General features: G+C 69.1%; 20 protein-coding genes. 10 read left to right on the forward strand and 10 right to left on the reverse strand.

Going from position 1 to position 19,185, the window contains the following annotated elements:
• Positions 1–133 precede the first annotated feature (133 nt).
• From N1F91_RS21695 to N1F91_RS21705, 3 genes are all read left to right on the forward strand, one after another.
• Complete coding sequence (locus N1F91_RS21695) at positions 134–2,806, forward strand: DNA translocase FtsK (protein ID WP_289995370.1); 2,673 nt, start codon at positions 134–136, stop codon at positions 2,804–2,806.
• A gap of 77 nt (positions 2,807–2,883) precedes the next feature.
• The gene (locus N1F91_RS21700) at positions 2,884–3,561 is read left to right on the forward strand and encodes an outer membrane lipoprotein carrier protein LolA (RefSeq protein ID WP_289995371.1); all 678 of its coding nucleotides are present in this window, start codon (positions 2,884–2,886) and stop codon (positions 3,559–3,561) included.
• Between the two features lie 137 nt (positions 3,562–3,698).
• Positions 3,699–4,505: an exodeoxyribonuclease III gene (locus tag N1F91_RS21705; protein WP_289995372.1), complete on the forward strand. Its 807-nt coding sequence runs from the start codon at positions 3,699–3,701 to the stop codon at positions 4,503–4,505.
• Between the two features lie 11 nt (positions 4,506–4,516).
• Here N1F91_RS21705 and N1F91_RS21710 read toward each other — a convergent pair whose 3' ends face one another.
• Both N1F91_RS21710 and N1F91_RS21715 read right to left on the reverse strand, forming a co-directional pair.
• Positions 4,517–4,969 (reverse strand): cyclic nucleotide-binding domain-containing protein, encoded by a 453-nt coding sequence (locus N1F91_RS21710; RefSeq protein WP_289995374.1) that lies wholly within the window; start codon positions 4,967–4,969, stop codon positions 4,517–4,519.
• Positions 4,970–5,027: 58 nt separating this feature from the next.
• Entirely contained in the window at positions 5,028–5,711 is a 684-nt protein-coding gene (locus N1F91_RS21715) for a response regulator transcription factor (RefSeq protein ID WP_187968769.1), read from the reverse strand.
• Positions 5,712–5,843: 132 nt separating this feature from the next.
• Between N1F91_RS21715 and N1F91_RS21720 the strand changes: the two genes are divergently transcribed.
• Entirely contained in the window at positions 5,844–6,389 is a 546-nt protein-coding gene (locus tag N1F91_RS21720) for a L,D-transpeptidase family protein (protein WP_289995377.1), read from the forward strand.
• A 12-nt stretch (positions 6,390–6,401) separates the two neighbouring features.
• Here the strand turns inward: N1F91_RS21720 and N1F91_RS21725 are convergent, their stop codons facing one another.
• The 5 genes from N1F91_RS21725 to tsaD are packed head-to-tail and all read right to left on the reverse strand — an operon-like array spanning position 6,402 to position 9,910.
• Positions 6,402–7,058, reverse strand: a complete 657-nt coding sequence (locus tag N1F91_RS21725) for a methyltransferase (protein WP_289995378.1) — start codon at positions 7,056–7,058, stop codon at positions 6,402–6,404.
• A gap of 13 nt (positions 7,059–7,071) precedes the next feature.
• Positions 7,072–7,488 (reverse strand): EVE domain-containing protein, encoded by a 417-nt coding sequence (locus tag N1F91_RS21730; RefSeq protein ID WP_289995381.1) that lies wholly within the window; start codon positions 7,486–7,488, stop codon positions 7,072–7,074.
• Positions 7,488–7,784, reverse strand: coding sequence for a YciI-like protein (locus N1F91_RS21735; RefSeq protein ID WP_289995383.1), 297 nt, complete (start codon positions 7,782–7,784; stop codon positions 7,488–7,490). Before N1F91_RS21735 ends, N1F91_RS21730 begins: the two co-directional genes overlap by 1 nt.
• 33 nt (positions 7,785–7,817) lie before the next feature.
• Positions 7,818–8,804: an NAD(P)H-dependent glycerol-3-phosphate dehydrogenase gene (locus N1F91_RS21740; protein ID WP_289995384.1), complete on the reverse strand. Its 987-nt coding sequence runs from the start codon at positions 8,802–8,804 to the stop codon at positions 7,818–7,820.
• A complete protein-coding gene (tsaD, locus tag N1F91_RS21745) occupies positions 8,801–9,910 on the reverse strand; it encodes a tRNA (adenosine(37)-N6)-threonylcarbamoyltransferase complex transferase subunit TsaD (RefSeq protein WP_289995400.1) in 1,110 nt (369 codons plus the stop codon). Before tsaD ends, N1F91_RS21740 begins: the two co-directional genes overlap by 4 nt.
• 82 nt (positions 9,911–9,992) lie before the next feature.
• On the opposite strand from tsaD, the gene hemC reads away from it, so the two are divergent.
• The 6 genes from hemC to N1F91_RS21775 all read left to right on the forward strand — a co-directional run bounded on the left by hemC (position 9,993) and on the right by N1F91_RS21775 (position 16,380).
• Positions 9,993–10,922, forward strand: coding sequence for a hydroxymethylbilane synthase (gene hemC, locus N1F91_RS21750; protein WP_289995386.1), 930 nt, complete (start codon positions 9,993–9,995; stop codon positions 10,920–10,922).
• Positions 10,923–10,926: 4 nt separating this feature from the next.
• On the forward strand, positions 10,927–11,637 hold the full coding sequence (locus N1F91_RS21755; RefSeq protein WP_289995387.1) for a uroporphyrinogen-III synthase: 711 nt from the start codon (positions 10,927–10,929) through the stop codon (positions 11,635–11,637).
• Positions 11,638–11,724: 87 nt separating this feature from the next.
• Positions 11,725–13,389, forward strand: coding sequence for a phage tail protein (locus N1F91_RS21760; protein ID WP_289995389.1), 1,665 nt, complete (start codon positions 11,725–11,727; stop codon positions 13,387–13,389).
• 4 nt (positions 13,390–13,393) lie between these two features.
• On the forward strand, positions 13,394–15,121 hold the full coding sequence (locus N1F91_RS21765) for a heme biosynthesis protein HemY (protein WP_289995391.1): 1,728 nt from the start codon (positions 13,394–13,396) through the stop codon (positions 15,119–15,121).
• A 43-nt stretch (positions 15,122–15,164) separates the two neighbouring features.
• Positions 15,165–15,638 carry a TerB family tellurite resistance protein gene (locus N1F91_RS21770; RefSeq protein ID WP_289995393.1) on the forward strand — a complete coding sequence of 158 codons (474 nt, stop codon included), beginning with the start codon at positions 15,165–15,167 and terminating at the stop codon, positions 15,636–15,638.
• Positions 15,639–15,648: 10 nt separating this feature from the next.
• On the forward strand, positions 15,649–16,380 hold the full coding sequence (locus N1F91_RS21775) for a glutamine amidotransferase (protein ID WP_289995394.1): 732 nt from the start codon (positions 15,649–15,651) through the stop codon (positions 16,378–16,380).
• A gap of 15 nt (positions 16,381–16,395) precedes the next feature.
• On the opposite strand, the gene N1F91_RS21780 is transcribed toward N1F91_RS21775, so the two are convergent.
• The 3 genes from N1F91_RS21780 to N1F91_RS21790 form a co-directional block, all read right to left on the reverse strand.
• The gene (locus N1F91_RS21780) at positions 16,396–17,637 is read right to left on the reverse strand and encodes an MFS transporter (protein WP_289995396.1); all 1,242 of its coding nucleotides are present in this window, start codon (positions 17,635–17,637) and stop codon (positions 16,396–16,398) included.
• Positions 17,638–17,858: 221 nt separating this feature from the next.
• Positions 17,859–18,347 (reverse strand): 50S ribosomal protein L19, encoded by a 489-nt coding sequence (gene rplS / locus N1F91_RS21785; protein WP_289995402.1) that lies wholly within the window; start codon positions 18,345–18,347, stop codon positions 17,859–17,861.
• Positions 18,348–18,559: 212 nt separating this feature from the next.
• Positions 18,560–18,940 carry a cupin domain-containing protein gene (locus N1F91_RS21790; protein ID WP_289995397.1) on the reverse strand — a complete coding sequence of 127 codons (381 nt, stop codon included), beginning with the start codon at positions 18,938–18,940 and terminating at the stop codon, positions 18,560–18,562.
• Positions 18,941–19,185: the final 245 nt, after the last annotated feature.

Raw genomic sequence — 19,185 nt, forward strand, 5'->3', positions numbered from 1 at the left:
GGCCCCTTTTTTTGTCCGCGAAGGCCGGAGGGCCGGCCATGGTTAATGGCGCTTTAACCGCCCGCCCCTAGTCTGGACCCGTTCCGGAACCGCTCTGAGGGCGGTCCCGGCACGCGACCAGAGGATCGATCGTATGCGTCAAGGCCCGTCAGCCGCCTTTGCCCTGTCCGGATTGGGATATGGCATCCAGACCTTCCTGCGCCGCCAGCTGATGCGCGTCGTCGGGCTCGCCCTGCTGGCCTTCTGCGGTTTCGCGGTGGCGAGCCTGGCCACCTGGAACGTTGCCGATCCGAGCTTCAGCCACGCGACCTCGAACGCCGTCACCAATGCGATGGGCTATCCGGGAGCGGTGCTGTCCGACCTTGCCATGCAGTTCTTCGGCCTCGCCTCGGTCGCCGGCCTGCTGCCGGCCTTCGCCTGGGGCCTGTTCTTCGTCGCCGCGCGCGGCGTCGACCGCCTGCCGCGCCGCGGTCTGGCCTGGTTTGCGGCGGCCGTCCTGTCGGCCGCCCTCGCCGGATGCATCGCTGCACCGGCCACATGGCCGCTGCCGACCGGCCTCGGCGGCGTTGCGGGAGACATGGTCCTCAAGCTTCCCGCCCTCTTTTCCGGCGGCTATCCGGGCGGCTGGCTGGCCGTCGCCTGCGGCGTCGCCGCTGCCGTTCCGGCGACCTGGCTGATGCTCTTCGCCACCGGCCTCATCGGACGCGAAGCGATCGACATCGACGCCGAAGAAACCGCCGGGGCGGACGACCTCGACGAGGAGATGGACGACGATCGCGGCTTTGCCGCCCTCGGCGCGGTCGTGCACTGGTGGCTGTTCCTGAGTGCCTTTGCCCGCCGCGCACTCGGCGCCGCACGCCGTCCCTCCCGCCGCAAGGACGACGGGACGGCCGAAGACGACGACCCGCTGCTGGACTTCGTCGTCTCGCGCGACGAGCGCCTGGCGCCCTCCGCCGGCGAGCCGCTGCGGCGGACGCGCGTCGAGCCCGCCTTTGCAGCCGAGCCCGACTTCGACCTGCCCGCCGGCAACTTCGACAATGACGACGACGAGGACGACGACGTGCCGATGCCCGTTCACGCTCCCGCGCAGCGGAGGGCCGAGCCGCAGGCACAGCCGCAGCCGCGGGCGGCGCAGGGCGCCGACGCGAGAGTGCGCAACTTCCGCTCCGCTCCGGGCCAGGCCCGCGTCGAGGCGCCGGCGCCCCGGCCGCTGCCCGGCGCCCGCCTCGATCGCGAGGCGCAGACGAGCTTCATCGGTACCGACACCTTCGAGATGCCGTCGCTGCACTTCCTGTCGGAAGCCAAGAACGTCGTGCGCGATCCCAGCCTGTCGAAGGACGCGCTGGAGCAGAACGCCCGCCTGCTGGAGGGCGTATTGGAGGATTTCGGCGTCAAGGGCGAGATCATCCACGTCCGTCCGGGCCCGGTCGTCACCCTCTACGAACTGGAGCCGGCGCCCGGCATCAAGTCGAGCCGTGTCATCGGGCTGGCCGACGACATCGCCCGTTCGATGAGCGCCATCGCCTGCCGCGTCGCCGTCGTGCCCGGCCGCAACGCCATCGGCATCGAACTGCCCAACGCCAAGCGCGAGACGGTCTATCTGCGCGAACTCCTGGCCAGTCGCGATTTCGAACAGTCGAAGGCCAAGCTCGCGCTGGCGCTCGGCAAGACCATCAACGGCGAGGCGGTGATCGCCGACATCGCCAAGTTCCCTCATCTGCTCGTGGCCGGCACGACCGGCTCGGGCAAGTCGGTGGCCATCAACACCTTCATCCTCTCGATCCTCTACCGCATGAAGCCGCAGGACTGCCGGCTGATCATGATCGACCCGAAGATGCTCGAACTGTCGGTCTACGACGGTATCCCGCACCTCCTGACGCCGGTGGTGACGGACCCGAAGAAGGCCGTCGTCGCGCTGAAATGGACGGTCCGCGAGATGGAGGACCGCTATCGCAAGATGTCGAAGGTCGGCGTGCGCAACATCGACGGCTTCAACCAGCGCGTCCTTCAGGCCGAGAAGAAGGGCGAGGCCATCTCGCGCACCGTCCAGACAGGTTTCGATCGCGATACCGGCGAGGCCGTCTACGAAACCGAGGCCCTGGACCTCAAGCCGCTGCCCTACATCGTCGTCATCATCGACGAGATGGCCGACCTGATGATGGTCGCCGGCAAGGACATCGAAGGCGCCGTCCAGCGCCTCGCGCAGATGGCGCGCGCCGCCGGCATCCACGTCATCATGGCCACGCAGCGCCCCTCGGTCGATGTCATCACCGGCACCATCAAGGCCAACTTCCCCACCCGCATCTCCTTCCAGGTGACGTCGAAGATCGACAGCCGCACCATCCTGGGCGAGATGGGCGCCGAGCAGCTGCTCGGCATGGGCGACATGCTCTACATGGCCGGCGGCGGCCGCATCCAGCGCGTCCACGGCCCCTTCGTCTCCGACGACGAGGTCGAGAAGGTCGTCGGCCATCTCAAGCTGCAGGGCGTTCCCGAATATCTCGACGCCATCACTGAGGACGACGAGGACGAGGACGACGAGCCGTCCGGCAAGGGCGGTGGCGCCTCGGGCGGTTCCGGCGGCGGAAACTTCGACGATTCGGAGGATCCCTACGATCAGGCCGTGTCCGTGGTCTTGCGCGACGGCAAGGCGTCCACCAGCTATATCCAGAGACGGCTGGGCATCGGCTACAACCGCGCCGCCTCCATCATCGAGAAGATGGAGAAGGAAGGCATCGTCGGTCCGGCCAACCACGCCGGCAAGCGCGAGATCCTCGTGCCGACGGAGGAAGAGGATCCGTTCTGATCCGGCCGGCCCGCCCGGGCCAAATTAAAGCCGCAGTCGCTTCCTAGCCCTGCGGCATGAACAGGAGATTCGGACCCATGACCGCATCAACCGCCGCGCGGCCCGGCCGCTTGCGCCGCACTGCCGCCGCCCTCGCCTTCGCAGCCGCCGCTGCGATCACGACGCTGCCCTCGACCCAGGCCGTCGCGCAGGGCGCGGCCATGGCTGACGCCCAGAAGATCGCCGATCACTTCGCCGGGGTCCAGACCATGACCGGCGAGTTCGTCCAGTTCGGACCGAAGGGCGAGCAGACCGGCGGCAAGTTCTTCATCCAGCGCCCGGGCAAGATCCGCTTCAACTACGAGGAGCCGTCGGGGTTCAAGGTGATCGCCGACGGTGAGTCGGTCGTCATCAACAATGCCAAGCTCAACACCTGGGATCTGTATCCGCTGTCGAAGACGCCTCTGAAACTGCTGCTCGACAACCGCATCGACCTTTCGGGAGACAAGGTCCGTTCCGTCCGTCAGGACGACGACCTGACCAGCATCCAGCTCCAGGACAAGTCGATCTTCGGCAACTCGACCATCACCATGATGTTCGATCCCAAGAGCTACGAGCTGCGCCAGTGGACCATCACCGATGCCCAGGGCAAGGACACGACCGTGATGATCTTCAACGTCCAGCAGGGCGTCACCTTCGACCCGAGCGTCTTCACCATCGACTACGCCCGCGTCACCGAGGCATCGCAGGGCCAGGGCGCCAATCGCGGCAAGTAGGCGGCTCCCGACGGTCTTCGGCCGGAGAGGGCGCCCGGACGCTTGATTTCGGCGCGCCGGAATGGGAACGGTTCGAGGAGGGTCGCCGCGGCCGCGCGGCGGCCCTCTCCCGTTCATGCTCCCATCCGGAAGACGCCATGCCGCTGACGATCGCCACCTGGAACATCAACTCGGTTCGCCTGCGTTTCCCGCTGGTGGAGAAGTTCCTGAGCGAGTACCAGCCCGACGTCCTGTGCCTGCAGGAGACGAAGTGCCCCGACGAGCTCTTCCCCGCCGACGGCTTCCGCCAGCTCGGCTACGAGCACGTCGCGATCAGCGGGCAGAAGGGCTACCACGGCGTGGCGACGATCTCCCGCCGGCCGCTGGCGGTCGTGGAGAAGCGCCGCTTCTGCGACAATAACGACTGCCGCCACCTATCGACCCGGTTCGACGCCGGCGGCAGGTCGATCCTGCTGCACAATTTCTACGTTCCCGCCGGCGGCGACGAGCCGGACCCCGAGATCAACCCGAAATTCCGCCACAAGCTCGACTTCATCGAGGAGATGCGCAGCATCGCGGCGAAACAGGATGGCGCAAATGCCGCCGTGCTGGTGGGAGACCTGAACATCGCCCCGCTGGAGGACGACGTCTGGTCGCACAAGCAGCTGCTGAAGGTGGTCAGCCACACCCCGGTGGAAACGGAGGGGCTGGAATCGATGCGCCGGCAGGGCGGCTGGGCCGACCTGATGCGCATCCACACGCCGCCGCCGGACAAGATCTACACCTGGTGGAGCTACCGGGCCCGCGACTGGGAGGCGGCCGACCGCGGCCGTCGCCTCGACCACGTCTGGTCGTCGCCGAACCTCGTCGACAGCCTGTCCGGCATCGAGGTGCTGAAGGAAGCGCGCGGCTGGGAACGTCCGTCGGACCACGTTCCGGTCATCGCCCGGTTCGGCCTGGACTAGGACCGGCGGCGCTACTGGAACTTCGGCGCCAGGCTCTCGATCCTGGCGATCATCGTCGTCAGGCTCAGCGTCAGCCGGCGATGCAGCATGGCGGCGATCTGCGGATATTCTTCCAGCATGCGGCGGAAGAGGGCGCGGTTGAGCCTCACGACCTCGACATCGCCCGCAGCCACCGCGCCGGTAAGGCGCTTCGTCTCGACGATCAGCGCCATTTCACCCAGCAGCGAGCCCGGTCCGCACTGCGCCACGACCACGCGCCCGGCCTCGGTATCACGCACCAGCGCCACGACGCCGGAGACGATGACGTAGGCGCTGTCGGCCGTGTCGCCTTCGCCGTAGAGTTCCCGGCCGATGGAATAGCGCTGCCGCTCCGTGCCGAAAGCGAGCAGGCGCATCTGTTCGGGCGTGAAGTCCTCGAAAATCTCCACGCCGGCCAGAATGCCGATATCGTCTTCTAGCGTCATGAAGCTGTCCCGGGCTTCCCCCCACCCGGCCCCCTGACCGGCGGGATGGATCGCCGACTCAGGGAACGAGCTTGTATCCGCCGCTTTCTGTCACAAGAATTTCAGCATTGGAAGGATCGCGCTCGATCTTCTGCCTCAGCCGGTACACGTGCGTTTCGAGCGTATGCGTCGTCACGCCCGAGTTGTAGCCCCAGACCTCCTCCAGCAGAACGTCGCGGGTGATCACCTTCTGTCCGGCCCGGTAGAGATATTTGATGATCGAAGCCTCCTTCTCGGTCAGCCGCACCTTGCCGCCGCGCTGGTCCAGAAGCAGCTTCTGGCTCGGCTTGAAGGTATAGGGACCGACGACGAAGGTGGCGTCCTCGCTCTGCTCGTGCTGGCGAAGCTGGGCGCGGATGCGCGCCAGGAGAACGGCGAAGCGGAAGGGCTTGGTGACATAGTCGTTGGCACCCGCTTCGAGTCCTAGGATCGTGTCCGAATCCGTGTCCTGCCCCGTCAGCATGATGATCGGCGACTTGAAGCCGCCCTTGCGCAAAAGCTTCACCGCCTCGCGGCCATCCATGTCCGGCAGCCCGACATCCATGATCAGCAGATCGATCAGCCCGGCGCGCGCGGTGGCCACGCCCTTCGTCGCGTTCGCCTCCTGGATGACGCGGAATTCCTCGTAGAGCGAAAGCTGCTCGACGAGCGTGGTCCGGAGGTCGTCGTCGTCATCGACGATCAGGATTGTGCGTGACGTCATCGTTGGATCCAGTTTTTTATGTCGACAGCCCGTCCGAAGACCATTCTTCTAGAAAACGCGCCGAAACTGTGGAAGCCGTTCACCGTGATTTGTTTTCAAATGGTATCTTACCCCAGAAAGCGTGAACACAAGATGCCTTCCCGCGAAATCGGTGGAATTCGCAGGCCGATCGTGGTCCGCCCGCGCCCGGGGCGGCCGAGCCAGGGCCTGCTGGTAGTCGATCGCACGGTGTTTCCCTGCGCACTCGGACGCGGCGGCATCACCGCCTTCAAGCGCGAAGGCGACGGCGGCACCCCGCTCGGCCCCATGACGGCGCTGTGGGGCTATCGCCGTCCGGGCCGCGGGTTTCCGCCGCCGACCCGGCTGCCCATGCTGCCCGCCGCGCCGACGCTCGGCTGGTGCGACGCGCCGGGCGACCGCAACTACAACCGCCCCGTCCGCCTGCCCTACCCGGCGAGCAGCGAAACGATGCAGCGCGCTGACCGGCTCTACGACGTCGTGCTGGTGCTCGACTGGAACATGCGGCCGGCCATCCGCGGCCGCGGCAGCGCCATCTTCCTGCACATCGCCCGGCCGGGATACACCCCGACCGAAGGCTGCATCGCGGTCTCGCCCGGCACCATGCGCCGGCTTCTGCCGCGAATCGGGGCCGGAACGGTGGTGCGGGTGGAACGGTAGGCGTCGCCCGCGTCAACCGTAGCGCCAGACCGTCGTGCGCTTGACCTCGGCATCCTCGAGCGCCCGCGTCACCGGCACCTGGTATTCGGCCAGGAACGTCAGCCGGTCGCGCGGCAGGTAGGAGCGGCCCGGGTCGCCGACGAGCACGAGCGCGCCGGCTGCTGCCAGCCCATCGAACCAGCCCAGCAGACAGGCGGTCATCGCGCGGTCGTAGAACACGTCGCCGGCCAGCACGACGTCCCAGTCACCTTCGGCACCCGTCAGATCCGCATCGGTGAAAGGGACGGACACGCCGTTCGCCGCCGCGTTGAGCATAACCGCGCCGCGGCAGAACCGGTCGATGTCGGCGGCGAGCACGCCGACGGCGCCGGCCTTCGCCGCGGCGATCGCCACCAGCCCCGATCCGGTGGCGAAGTCGAGCACGCGCCTGCCTGCCACGGTTTCGGGATGGTCGAGCACATAGCGGGCGAGCCCCTGTCCGCCCGCCCAGGCAAAGGCCCAGTAGGGCGGCTGCAGCCCCATCTCCTGCAGTTCCTCCTCCGTCCGGTGCCACAGATCGTGCGCCTCGTCGGCGAGATGCAGCAGGATCTCCGGCACGTGCGGCGGCGCACGCAGCGCCGTGTTGGCGCGGATGAAGCCGTCCGCCCGGTCGGGCGTCAGGATGGTCATGATGCCATCCGGCTCAGGACAGCCCGCCCATGCGGCAGACCTCGTCCCATTCCTCGTCCCGCACGGGCTGGACCGAAAGCCGCATCGACTTCACCAGCGCCATCTCGGCAAGCTTCGGATTGGCCTTCACCGCCTCAAGCGACACCGGTTTCGGCATGTCCTGCACGGCGCGGACGTCGACGCATTCCCAGCGCGGATCCGCGCTCGTCGAATCCGGATGCACGAGCCCGCAGACCTCGACGATGCCGACGATCTCCTTGCCCTCGTTCGAGTGGTAGAAAAATCCCCTGTCGCCGATCTGCATGGCGCGCATGTTGTTGCGGGCGAGGTAGTTGCGCACCCCGTCCCATTCCTGTCCGGCCGCACCCTTCGCCTTCTGCATCTCCCAGGACCACTTGAAGGGCTCCGACTTGAACAGCCAATAGGCCATCACGCGGTCTCCGGTTTGTTGAAGGTCCAGTTCCACGGGCGGATCTCGACGGAGGCGAACAGGCCCGCCTTGGCATAGGGATCCTCTGCGGCGATCAGCTCGGCGGACTTCTGGTCCGGCGCCTCGATGACCACGAGGCTTCCGTTCGGCTTGCCTTCGCTGTCCAGGAACGGCCCCGCCAGCGCCAGCGAACCCTTTCCGTTCAGCGTTTCAAGGAACACCAGATGCTCCGGCCGTGTATCCATGCGCAGCTGGAGGCAGCCGGGCTTGTCGTTGCAGATCACCGCGAACAGCATGTCGTCATTCCCCCTTGAGCGTGCCTGCCCGCCTCAGCTCTCGCTTTTCAGCGGCCGTGCGAGGAGGTTCGATACGGCTTCGCGCACCGTGATCGTCCGGTCAAGGATCATCGCCACGCTTTCGGTGATCGGGGCGTCGATCCCGCGTTCCTGCGCGATCCGCCAGGCCACGCCGGCCGTGGCGACGCCTTCGGCCAGCGGCAGCCCGTCCAGCTGTTCGCCGCGGCCGATCGCCCGCCCGTAGGCGAAATTGCGCGACTGGCCGGAGCCGCAGGTCAGCATCAGGTCGCCGAGGCCAGACAGCCCCATCAGCGTCTCGGGACGCGCGCCGAAGGAGGCGCCGATGCGGCGCAGTTCCACGAAGCCGCGCGTGACCAGCGCCGCCTGCGCGCTGGCGCCGAGGCCGGCGCCGACGACCGCACCGGCGGCGATCGCCAGCACGTTCTTCAGCGCGCCGCCGGCCTCGACCCCGACGAGATCGTCGCTCGAATAGCAGCGCAGCGTCGGCGTCGACAGGAACACGGCCAGCCTCGCCGCGGTCTCGATGTCGAAGGCGGCCACCGTCACCGCCGTCGGCAGCCCCGCCGCGACGTCGGACGCGAAGCTCGGCCCCGACAGGGCGGCCGGCGGGTTCACGGGCAGGACCTCCTGCACGATCTCCGACATCAAGCGCCCTGTGCCGGCCTCGATGCCCTTGGCGCACAGCACGAGCGGTATCCCCGGAGCGATGACGCTCCGCACCTGCAGGAGCACCGCGGCGGTGGTCTGCGCCGGCACGACCGACAGCACGCATTCGGCGCCGCCGATCGCCGCGGCAAGGTCGTCGCATGCGGTGAGGTCGGGATGCAGCGCCATCCCGGGCAGGTAGCGCGGATTCGAATGGTTGCCGTTGACGGCGTCGACCGTCGCAAGGTCACGTGCCCAGAGCCGGACGCGGTTGCCGGCCACCGTCAGCGTCTGGGCCAGCGCGGTGCCCCAGGCCCCGCCGCCCAGCACCGCGATCTGCGGAGCGGGCCTCATGCCTTGGCCCCCCGCTTCCCGGCGCCGACCAGCGGCGCGGCCTTTGCGTCGAGCGGCCAGCGCGAACGCGGCGCCATCTCCATCGGGTCGCCTTCGTCGGAAAGCCCGGCCCACAGCCGCTCGATCCCGGCCCAGGCGATCATCGCCGCGTTGTCGGTGCAGAGCGCCGCCGGCGGTGCCAGGAAGGCGAAGCCGTGCCGCTCGCACAGCGCCAGCAGCGCCGCACGGATCGGTCCGTTCGCGGCCACGCCTCCGGCCACCACCAGCGTCGGCGCGTCCGATTTCGGATGCTCCAGGCGAAACCGCTCCAGGCTGCGGGCGACGCGGTCGGCCAGCGTCTCGACGATCGCCCGCTGGAAGGAGGCCGCGATATCGGCGACGTCCCGGTCCGACAGGGGCGCGATCGCGGTCGCCGCCTGGCGCACGGCCGTCTTCAGGCCGGAGAAGGAGAAGTCCGGCCGCGCCTCGCCCTTCAGCGGGTGCGGGAAGTCGAACCGCCGCGCATCGCCGCCCTTGGCGACGCGCTCGACGTTCGGCCCGCCCGGATAAGGCAGGCCGAGCAGCTTGGCCGTCTTGTCGAAGGCCTCGCCGATGGCGTCGTCGATGGTCGAGGCCCAGCGCTCGTAGCGCCCCGGCCCTTCGACCAAGAGGATCTGCGTATGTCCGCCCGAGACGAGCAGGATCAGGTACGGGAAGTCGACCTCCCCGATCAGCCGGGCCGACAGCGCATGGCCCTCGAGATGGTTGACGGCGATCAGCGGCTTGCCCGTTGCCGCCGCGATCGCCTTGGCGGTCATCAGCCCGACCAGCAGCCCGCCGATCAGGCCGGGGCCGGCGGTCGCCGCCACCGCGTCGACTTCGTCGAGCGCCGTGCCTGCTTCGGCCAGAGCCGCTTCCACGATCCCGTCGAGCGCCTCGACATGCGCGCGCGCGGCGATCTCCGGCACCACGCCGCCGAAGGCCGCGTGCTCCTCCAGCTGGGAAAGCACCACGTTGGAGAGGATGCGCGGCGGGCTTCCGTCCTGCCACGCAACGACCGAGGCGGCCGTCTCGTCGCAGCTCGTCTCGATACCGAGCACCCTGATCTCGCCATTTGCGGTGAGCATCATTGCCCGCTTCACCTTTCGCCGGTAGGTAGGACGGAGGGAGGCCCGCCGGATGGGGACGGGTTAACACGGACCGGTGAGGATGCAAACACGACCGATCAGGATCGGAACCCGCGGCAGCGCGCTGGCGCTGGCGCAGGCACACGAGACCCGCGCGCGCCTGATGGCCGCGCACGACATGCCGGAAGACGCTTTCGCCATCGAGGTCATCTCGGTCTCTGGCGACCGCATCCAGGACCGTCCGCTGGCCGAAGCGGGCGGCAAGGGCCTTTTCACCAAGGAGATCGAGGAGGCCCTGCTCGACGGCCGCATCGACCTCGCCGTGCATTCCTCCAAGGACATGCCGACGCTGCTGCCTGCCGGCCTCCACATCGCCACCTTCCTCGAACGCGAGGATGTCCGCGACGCCTTCATCGGCCGCGAGGCGAAGACGCTCGCCGACCTGCCGCACGGCGCAACCATCGGCTCCTCCTCGCTGCGCAGGCAGGCGCAGATCCGCAGGCTGCGCCCGGACATCGACGTGGTCATGTATAGGGGCAACGTGCAGACGCGGCTGCGGAAGCTCGCCGAAGGCGCGGTCGACGCCACCCTCCTTGCCCATGCCGGCCTGCGCCGGCTCGGGCTCGAGCACGTCATCACGTCGCTGCTGCCGCCGGACGACTTCCTGCCTGCGCCCGGCCAGGGGGCGATCTGCATCGAGTGCCGTCAGGGCGACGCGCGCATCGAGGCGATCCTCGCCCCGATTCACCACCGCGACACCGGGTTGGCGCTCGCCTGCGAGCGCGCCTTCCTCGCCGCGCTGGACGGCTCCTGCCGCACGCCGATCGCCGCCCACGCGGTGGTGGAGGGCGGACGCCTGCGCTTCGTCGGCATGATCCTGAAGCCCGACGGCAGCGAGACGCACGAGATCGACGGCGAGGGCGATGCGGCCGAGGCCGAGGCGATCGGCAGCGACGCCGGCGCCCGCATCCGGGCGAAGGCAGGCCCCGACTTCTTCTCCGACTGGACCTGAGGCCGTGGCCCGGGTCCTGGTCACCCGCCCGGAACCCGGCGCGACCGCGACCGCGCGACGGCTTGCCGCAGCAGGACACGAACCCGTCGTCCTGCCGCTGAGCGAGGTCCGCGCCCTTGCCCCCGCGCTGCCGCCGCCGGGCACGGTCGACGTCGTGGCGGCGACGAGCGCCAACGCCCTGCGGCTTCTCCCGCCAGTGCCCCGCCCCTTCCTGGCCAGGCCCTGCTACGCCGTCGGCAGCCGGACGGCGGACGCCGCCCGCCGCGCCGGCTTCGGCGATGTCCGGGCGGCGGCCGGCGACGGCGCTGCGCTGGCGGCGATGATCGCGTCCGCCGAACCCGACGGCGCGACGGTTCTCTATCTGTGCGGCCGCGTCCGTCGTCCGGAATTCGAGCGCGCCCTGGCGCAGGCCGGCCTTGGCGTCCATTCCGTCGAGGTCTACGACACCGCCTTCATCGAGCCAGGACGGGCGGCGATGTCGCTCGGATCCGAGCTTCCGCCGATCGACGCGGTGCTCCTCTATTCGCCCGAGACGGCCCGCGCGATGACCACCGTCATGGCGGCGGCCGGCACGGACTCCCGCCTCGCCGGAGCGTCGTTTCTCTGCCTGTCGGCGCAAGTCGCCACCGCGCTCGGAACCGTTGGCCGTGCACGGACTTATGTGGCTGTGGAGCCCACCGAAGACGCCTTGCTCGCCCTCCTCCCCTCCGGCTGACGCAAAAATGCTACCCATCGGCGTGTTGCACGTGCGAATGTCGTGATAGGAAGCGGCCCCCTCGATGGAGCCTTATCGGAGCAGCGAATGGTCAGACCGCCCAACATCCGCCACTCGAAGGCCCGCCGCGATCCGGTGACGATCGATCTCGATCCCGCCGACGTGAAGCGCGGGGCGGACGCGGCCGAGACGGCCGGCGCCGGAGCCAGAACGAGGCAGGCCGGTTCGAAGACCGAAACGAAGGCTGGTTCTGCCGCGACTGCAGCGACACCCGACCCTGCCCCGACACAGCAGGAGGCCGCGATGACACGGAGTGCTTCCGAGGCGACGCCGGACGCCGGCGCGGCTGCCTCTTCTGCAACGGCAGCAAAGCCTGCGGCCGAACCCGGCAGCGACGCGCCGAAGCCCTCCGCGGCGGCCTCCGGCCCCACCGAGCCGCCGGCACGGAGCACCGCCACGTCCGGGACGAAGCCGGTTCTCGGCCGCGACGCGGCAGGCTCGTCCTCCGGTTCGGCTTCCTCGTCCTCCGGTTCGGCCTCGTCGTCCACCGGTCCGTCCGGCGCCACGCCGCCGCCGCCCTCCCGCCCCGCCGCGGGTCCGGCCGCCGCTTCGGGCGCGACCGACGCACCGGCCCCTCGCCGCGGCAGCCTGTCGCTGGTTGCGGCCGGCCTCGTCGGCGGCCTCGTCGTCCTCGTCGGCGCCGGTGCCCTGCAATATGCCGGCGTCCTGCCTTCTCCCGATTCCTCCGCCGAACCGGGCGAACCGGCCGGCCTCGCCGAGTTGCGGACCGAACTCGCCGCTCTGCGCGATCAGGTCGCCGCCGGCGGCGCCGGCAGCCAGGCGGACCCTGCGCAGGCCGCCCGGCTGGACGAGGTCGCCGGAACCGTCGACCAGTTGCGCGCCGACATCGCCGATCTGCGCTCCGCCATCTCCCAGGGCGAAGGCGGCGATGCGGCCGGTCTCCAGGCGCTTGACCAGCGCTTGGCGGAGCTGGAATCCACCGTGGCCGCGCTTGGCCAGGCGTCCGGCGAGGGCGGCGGCGATCCGGTCGATCTCGCGCCGCTCACCGAGCGGATCGGCGCCGTCGAGAGCCGGATCGCCGAGGTCTCCCGCGCGGCAGAGGCCGCATCCGAAGCGAGTGCCGGCCTTCCCGATCGCATCGCCGCGCTCGACGAACGCCTGACGGCGCTGGATGGCCGCGTCACCGAACTGGCCGGGGAACTGGAGGAACAGGCTTCCAACCCGCGCATCGCGCTTGCCATCGCCGCGGCCGGGCTGAAGGCGGCGATCGACCGCGGCGACCCGTTCATGACCGAACTCGAGACCTATGCCTCGATCGCGCCCGACGCACCGGAGATCGCCGACCTGCGCGACCTCGCCGCGAGCGGCGTCCCCACGCGCGCAGCGATCTCCCAGGAGGTGAACGCTGCCGCCAGCCGGATGATTGCGGCCGCCGCTCCCTCCGGGGACGATACGGGCTTCTTCGGCCGCCTGCTCGATTCCATGCAGTCCGTCGTCAAGGTCAGGCCGATCGGCGACGTCGAGGGCGACGACGTCGGCGCCATCGTCGCGCGTTTGGAGGCAGCGGTCCGCGCCGGCGACTATGATCGTGCAGTCAGCGAATACGAGAGCCTGCCCGAGCCCGCGCAACAGGCGGGCGCCGACTTCATAGCCGACGTGAAGGCGCGCCAGACGGCCGACGCACTCGTCGAACGGGCGCTGTCGGGCGCGCTGCGGCCGCAGGAGGGATAAGATCATGCTGCGCATCCTCCTGTTCATCGTCCTCGTCTTCGCCCTCGGGATCGGCTTTTCCTGGCTCGCCGAGCGGCCCGGCGATCTCGTCCTGACCTTCAACGGCTACCAGTACGAGCTGACGCTGATGGTCGCGGCCGTGCTGATCACCGCCATCGTCGCCGCGGTCATGATCGCGTGGTGGCTGCTGAAGGCGATCTGGAACAGCCCCTACACCGTCTCGCGCTACTTTCGCGTGCGCCGCCGCGACCGCGGCTACCAGGCGCTGTCGACGGGCATGATCGCCGCAGGCGCGGGTGACGGCGCGCTGGCGCGTCAGATGAACCGTCAGGCCTCGAAGCTGATCAGTTCCGACCAGGAGCCGCTGATCCATCTCCTCGACGCGCAGGCATCGCTTCTGGAAGGCGACCACGCCGCCGCGCGCAAGAAATTCGAGGCCATGCTGGAAGACCCGGAGATGCGCGTGCTCGGCCTGCGCGGGCTCTATCTGGAGGCCCAGCGGCTCGGCGACCGCGACGTGGCGCGGCACTACGCAGAGCGCGCCGCCGAGATCGCGCCGCAGCTCGGCTGGGCGTCCGGTGCGACGCTGGAGGCCCGCACCGCTGAAGGCAACTGGGACGGCGCACTCGCCCTTCTGGAATCGCAGCGCGCGACCAAGCTCGTCGACGCCGCCAAGGCCAACCGGCTGCGCGCCGTGCTACTCACGGCCAAGGCCAAGGAGACCCTGGAGCGGGACCCGCTTGCCGCCCGCAACGCGGCGACGGAGGCCAATCGGCTGGCGCCCGACCTTGTGCCCGCAGCCATCATCGCCGCCCAGGCGCTCTTCCGCCAGGGCGACCTGCGCAAGGGCGCGAAGATTCTCGAGGCTGCCTGGCGCAAGACCGCCCATCCCCAGATCGCCGACGCCTATGTCCACGCCCGCCACGGCGATTCCGTCCTCGATCGGCTGGCGCGGGCGAAGAAGCTCAAGTCGCAGCGCGAGAACAATGCCGAATCGGCGCTCACCGTCGCGCGCGTCGCGCTCGAGGCCGGCGAACTCTCGCTGGCCAGGGCCTCGGCGGAAGAAGCGCTGCGCATCGAGCCCCGCGAAGCCGGTTACCTGATGATGGCCGACATCGAGGAAGCAGACACCGGCGATCAGGGTCGCATCCGCCAGTGGCTGGCTCGCGCCGTGCGCGCGCAGCGTGATCCGGTCTGGGTCGCCGACGGCATCGTCTCCGAGCGCTGGGCGCCGACATCCCCGGTCACGGGGAGGCTGGACGCCTTCGAATGGAAGACACCGGTCGAGCGGCCGCTGCAGCTCGTCGACCACGATCGGGACATTCTGCAGGGCGCGGGGCCGGTCCTCCTTCCGCAGGCTCCGGCTGCGCCGACGGCCGTATTGGACACCGAGACCGACGACGAGGCGGTGATCGTCGAGCCGATGGCCGGCCCTGCGGTCGATCGGCTGGTCGATGCCGACAAGGGCGCGGCTCCCGCCGAAGAAGTCTCGGCGCCGGTGGAGGCAGAGACCCCCTCGGCTCCGGTTGCCGACAAGCCGAAGACGAAGCCGGAAGCGCCTGCAACGGCGGTTCCGGCCGCCGCCCCGGCACCCGTGCTGCCCACCGCCGCCAACGATTCCAGCGCCACTGTTTCGGACGAGGAGGCCGCGGTGGCGCCCAGGCCCGATGATCCGGGTGTCGATCCGTCAGACCGCGACGAGACGCAGTCCAGGCGCTTCCGGCTGTTCTGAGGACGATGAGGCGCATGCGAAACCCCGACGGCCGGAGACGCTGATGTTCGACAGATTCATCTCCTTTCTCAAGGAGCTGCCCGGGGCAGGCCCGGGCAGTGCGCAGGACGACCGCGACGACCCCCGCCTGGCGGCCGCCGCGCTCATGGTCCATGTGATGGAAGCCGATGGCGTCGAGGAGGATGCCGAGCGGGCGACGCTGCGCGAAGCGCTGACCCGCGCCTACGGGCTGACGGGGCGGGAACTCGACGCCTTCGTCGCCCGGGCCGAGGAGGAGGTTCACCAGTCCGTCGACCTCTATGCCTTCACCAGCGTGCTCAAGCGCCATCTCGACGAGCAGGCCCGCATCGAGTTCATCGGAATCATGTGGGAAATCGTATTCGCCGATGGCGAGGTGAGCGAGCTTGAGGACAATATCGTCTGGCGCGTCGCCGAACTGATCGGCGTCGACCGCCGGGACAGGGTTCTCATGCGCCAGAAGGCCGACCCCAACCGTACCGACGAACCGGGGCTCTGAACGACACTCCATGCCGAAGGCCGCCAAGCCGAAAATTCTCGTCGTCCTGCACCAGGAGCTCTCGAGCCCCGGCCGCGTCGGTCACCTCCTGCTCGAAGGCGGCTTCGATCTCGACATCCGCCGCCCGCCCCTCGGCGATCCCCTGCCCTCAACGCTGGCGCAGCATGCCGGTGCGGTCGTCTTCGGCGGTCCGATGAGCGCCAACGACACCGACGAATTCGTCCGCCGCGAGACCGACTGGCTGTCGGTGCCGCTGAAGGAGGACAAGCCGTTTCTGGGCATCTGCCTCGGCGCCCAGATGCTGGTGAACCACCTCGGCGGCAAGGTGGAAGGTCACCAGGACGGGCTGGTCGAAATCGGCTGGTACCCGATCGAGCCGACGGATGCCGGCCGCGAACTCGTCCAATGGCCGGAGATGGTCTACCAGTTTCACCGCGAGGGCTTTTCGCTGCCCTCCGGCGCCACGCTCCTCGCCAGCGCGGAGGCCTATCCGAACCAGGCCTTCCGCTACGGTGCCAATGCCTGGGGCATCCAGTTCCACGCCGAGCTGACGCGCGCCATGATGCAGCGCTGGGTCGTGCGCGGCGCGCACCGCTTCGTCCTGCCGGGCGCCCAGCAGGGCCGAGATCATCTCGGCGGCCGCTTCATCTGGGACATGCACCTGAAGCGCTGGCTGGGCGACTTCCTCGACCTCGTCTTCCACACGCCCAGACGCCATCCGGACGAGACCGGCCGCGCCTAAGGCCGAAGCTGCCGGTCAGGTCCGCCCGTCGAGGTGCCGCGCCTTGCGCAGGGCCGGGAACAGCCAGGCCCACAGCCCGGCGATGCCGATCGCCCCGATGCCGCCGAACACCACCGCCGGCACGACGCCGATGAAAGCGGCCATGGTGCCGGCGCGGAACTCGCCCAGTTCGTTCGACGCCCCGACGAAGACCATGTTGACCGCGTTGACCCGCCCGCGCACCCGGTCCGGCGTCCACAGCTGGATCAGCGTCTCGCGCACGTAGACGCTGACCATGTCGGTCGCGCCGAGCATCGCCAGCGCGAGGATCGACAGCCACGGGATGGTCGACACGCCGAACACGATGGTGAACGCGCCGAACATGGCGACGAAGAACAGCATCACGATGCCGGCATGATCGCGGATCGGATGGCCGGTCAGCCAGACGGCGACGCCGATGGCTCCGATGCCGGGCGCCGCGCGCAGCAGGCCCAGCCCCCAGGGGCCGAGATCGAGGACGTCGCGCGCATAGACCGGCAGCAGCGCCACCGCGCCCGAGAGCAGCACCGCGAACAGGTCGAGCGAGATCGCGCCGAGCACCACCTTCTCGCTCCAGATGTAGCGGAAGCCGGCGAACAGTGTCTCCAGGGAGGGCTTTTCCGTCTCGGTCCTCTGCACCGGCTTCGGTATCGAGAAGATGAGCACCGCCGCGACGCACATCAGCACGGCAGCGGTGCCGTAGGCCGCCTCTGCCGAAAGGCCGTAGATCAGGCCGCCCGCCACCGGGCCGACGATCGTCGCGGTCTGCCAGGCCGAGGAATTCCACGCGACGGCGTTGGCGAAGTCCTTGGCCGGGACGAGGTTCGCCACCAGCGAGGCCGCGGCGGGACCGAAGAAGGCGCGTGCCACGCCGAACACCGCGAGCGTCGCGAAGATGCCGGCGGTCGACACGAAGCCGCCGAGCGCCATGGCGAACAGGGCGACGGCGCAGCCGGTTTCGAGCAGCACCGAGACACCCATCACCAGGCGCCGGCCGAACCGGTCGGCGATGGCGCCCGTCACCAGCACCAGCAGCAGCGCCGGCGTGAACTGGATCAGGCCCACGAGACCGAGGTCGAAGGGATCGCGCGTCAGGTCGTAGACCTGCCAGCCGACCGCCACGGAGACGATCTGCGTCGTGAAGGTCGTCAGGAACCGCGCCAGCCAGTAGCGCAGGAACGGCCCGTGCCGGAACGCCGCATAGCGCTCGATGGTCGATGACGTGTCGGATGGGATCATGGGGAGCGTCGAGACTGCCGGTTGCCGCGGAGCGCAGCGTCGGCGGCTCCTGTCGCTGCCGCATTCTCTAGCCGATGACTTCGCGGAAAGCGCGCCTTTTTTCCGCCTGGACCAATATCCCGCCGGGATGCCTTCGGCGCCCGCGGGAAAACCGCGCAGGCTTCGTTCACGAAAAAAGGCGGCCGAAGCCGCCTTTCACCTTCCGCCAGGAGCGGAAAATCTTACTTCGCTGCTTCCGCGGCAGCCTTCTCGGCGGCGAGCGCCTGGGCGGCAGCGACCTTCTCGGCCTCGGCAGCGGCCTTCTCGGCCTGCGCGGCCTCGCGCTCGGCGTCGTTCAGCTTGCGGGCGCGCACGCTGGTGTTCTCGACGATGCGGGCCGACTTGCCGCGGCGATCGCGCAGGTAATACAGCTTGGCGCGCCGGACCTTGCCGCGGCGCACGATCTCTACGGCCTCGACCAGCGGCGAATAGACCGGGAACACGCGCTCGACGCCTTCGCCGTAGGAGATCTTGCGGACGGTGAAGTTTTCCTGGAAGCCCGAGCCGGCGCGGGCGATGCAGACGCCCTCGTAGGCCTGCAGACGGGTGCGGGTGCCTTCGGTGACGCGCACCTGGACGCGGACCGTGTCGCCGGGCTGGAATGCGGGGAGCTTGCGCTTCTCTTCGATCTTGGCGGCCTGTTCGGCCTCGAGCTGACGGATGATGTCCATCGTCATTGTCCTTTTCTTGCTTGCGACAGCCAGAGCGCCCTACGCTCGCCTTGCAGTTCATGACCGCTCGGCTATGCCCTCCGGAGAAGGCAGGGGCGAATTCACCGTACTTTATTGACGGGTCCGGATCGATGAAGGTCCGGTTCGGGCGGGCACATACACGCTTCCACGCCGTTTGTCACGCCCGCGCCGACGATTTTCGCCGGCAGAGGCTAGGGCGCCGGCGTCGCGAGCGGCTTGCCGCGCTCGACGACGTAGACGGCGAGCACCCGGGCCGGCTTGTCGCCGACCACCCGCGCATCATGCGGCACCCCCGCCGGGATGGTGAAGGAATCGCCGGCCTTCATCGTCCGGTCCGGCTGGCCGTCGACGGAGAGCACCGTCTCTCCTTCCAGCACGTAGCTGGTCTCGATGCCCGGATGCACGTGACGGCCGGCGGAGACGCCCGGCTGGATTTCCGCCAGCCCGGTCACGGTCGTGTATCCGTCCGGAAAATCGGTCTTCTGCAGCGGCGTGCGCTTGATCCCCTCCTGTGCCGGCGCGGCCAGCGTCAGCAGCAGCAGCGGGATGGCGGCGAGGGCGAGCTTTTTCATGGTTCTTCCCGTCCGGTTTCTTCCTGTCCGTACGGCCGCCTGCGGAGGCCGGCCGACGGTCCCGGCGCCAGACATTACCCGAACCCGCACGCCGGGCAAGGCGCGAGGGTCCCCGCAATGCGGTCTAGGGGAATCGCATTTGAGAAATAGGACTGGCGTGGAGGTTTGATCTGGATTCTTTGGATGGCTCCTATTTTGGAGTTTTCGGATGCCTTCCCTGATCACGATCTTCCGCGACATTCCCG

This window comes from Aquibium sp. ELW1220 (assembly GCF_030398385.1).
Lineage (GTDB): Bacteria > Pseudomonadota > Alphaproteobacteria > Rhizobiales > Rhizobiaceae > Aquibium.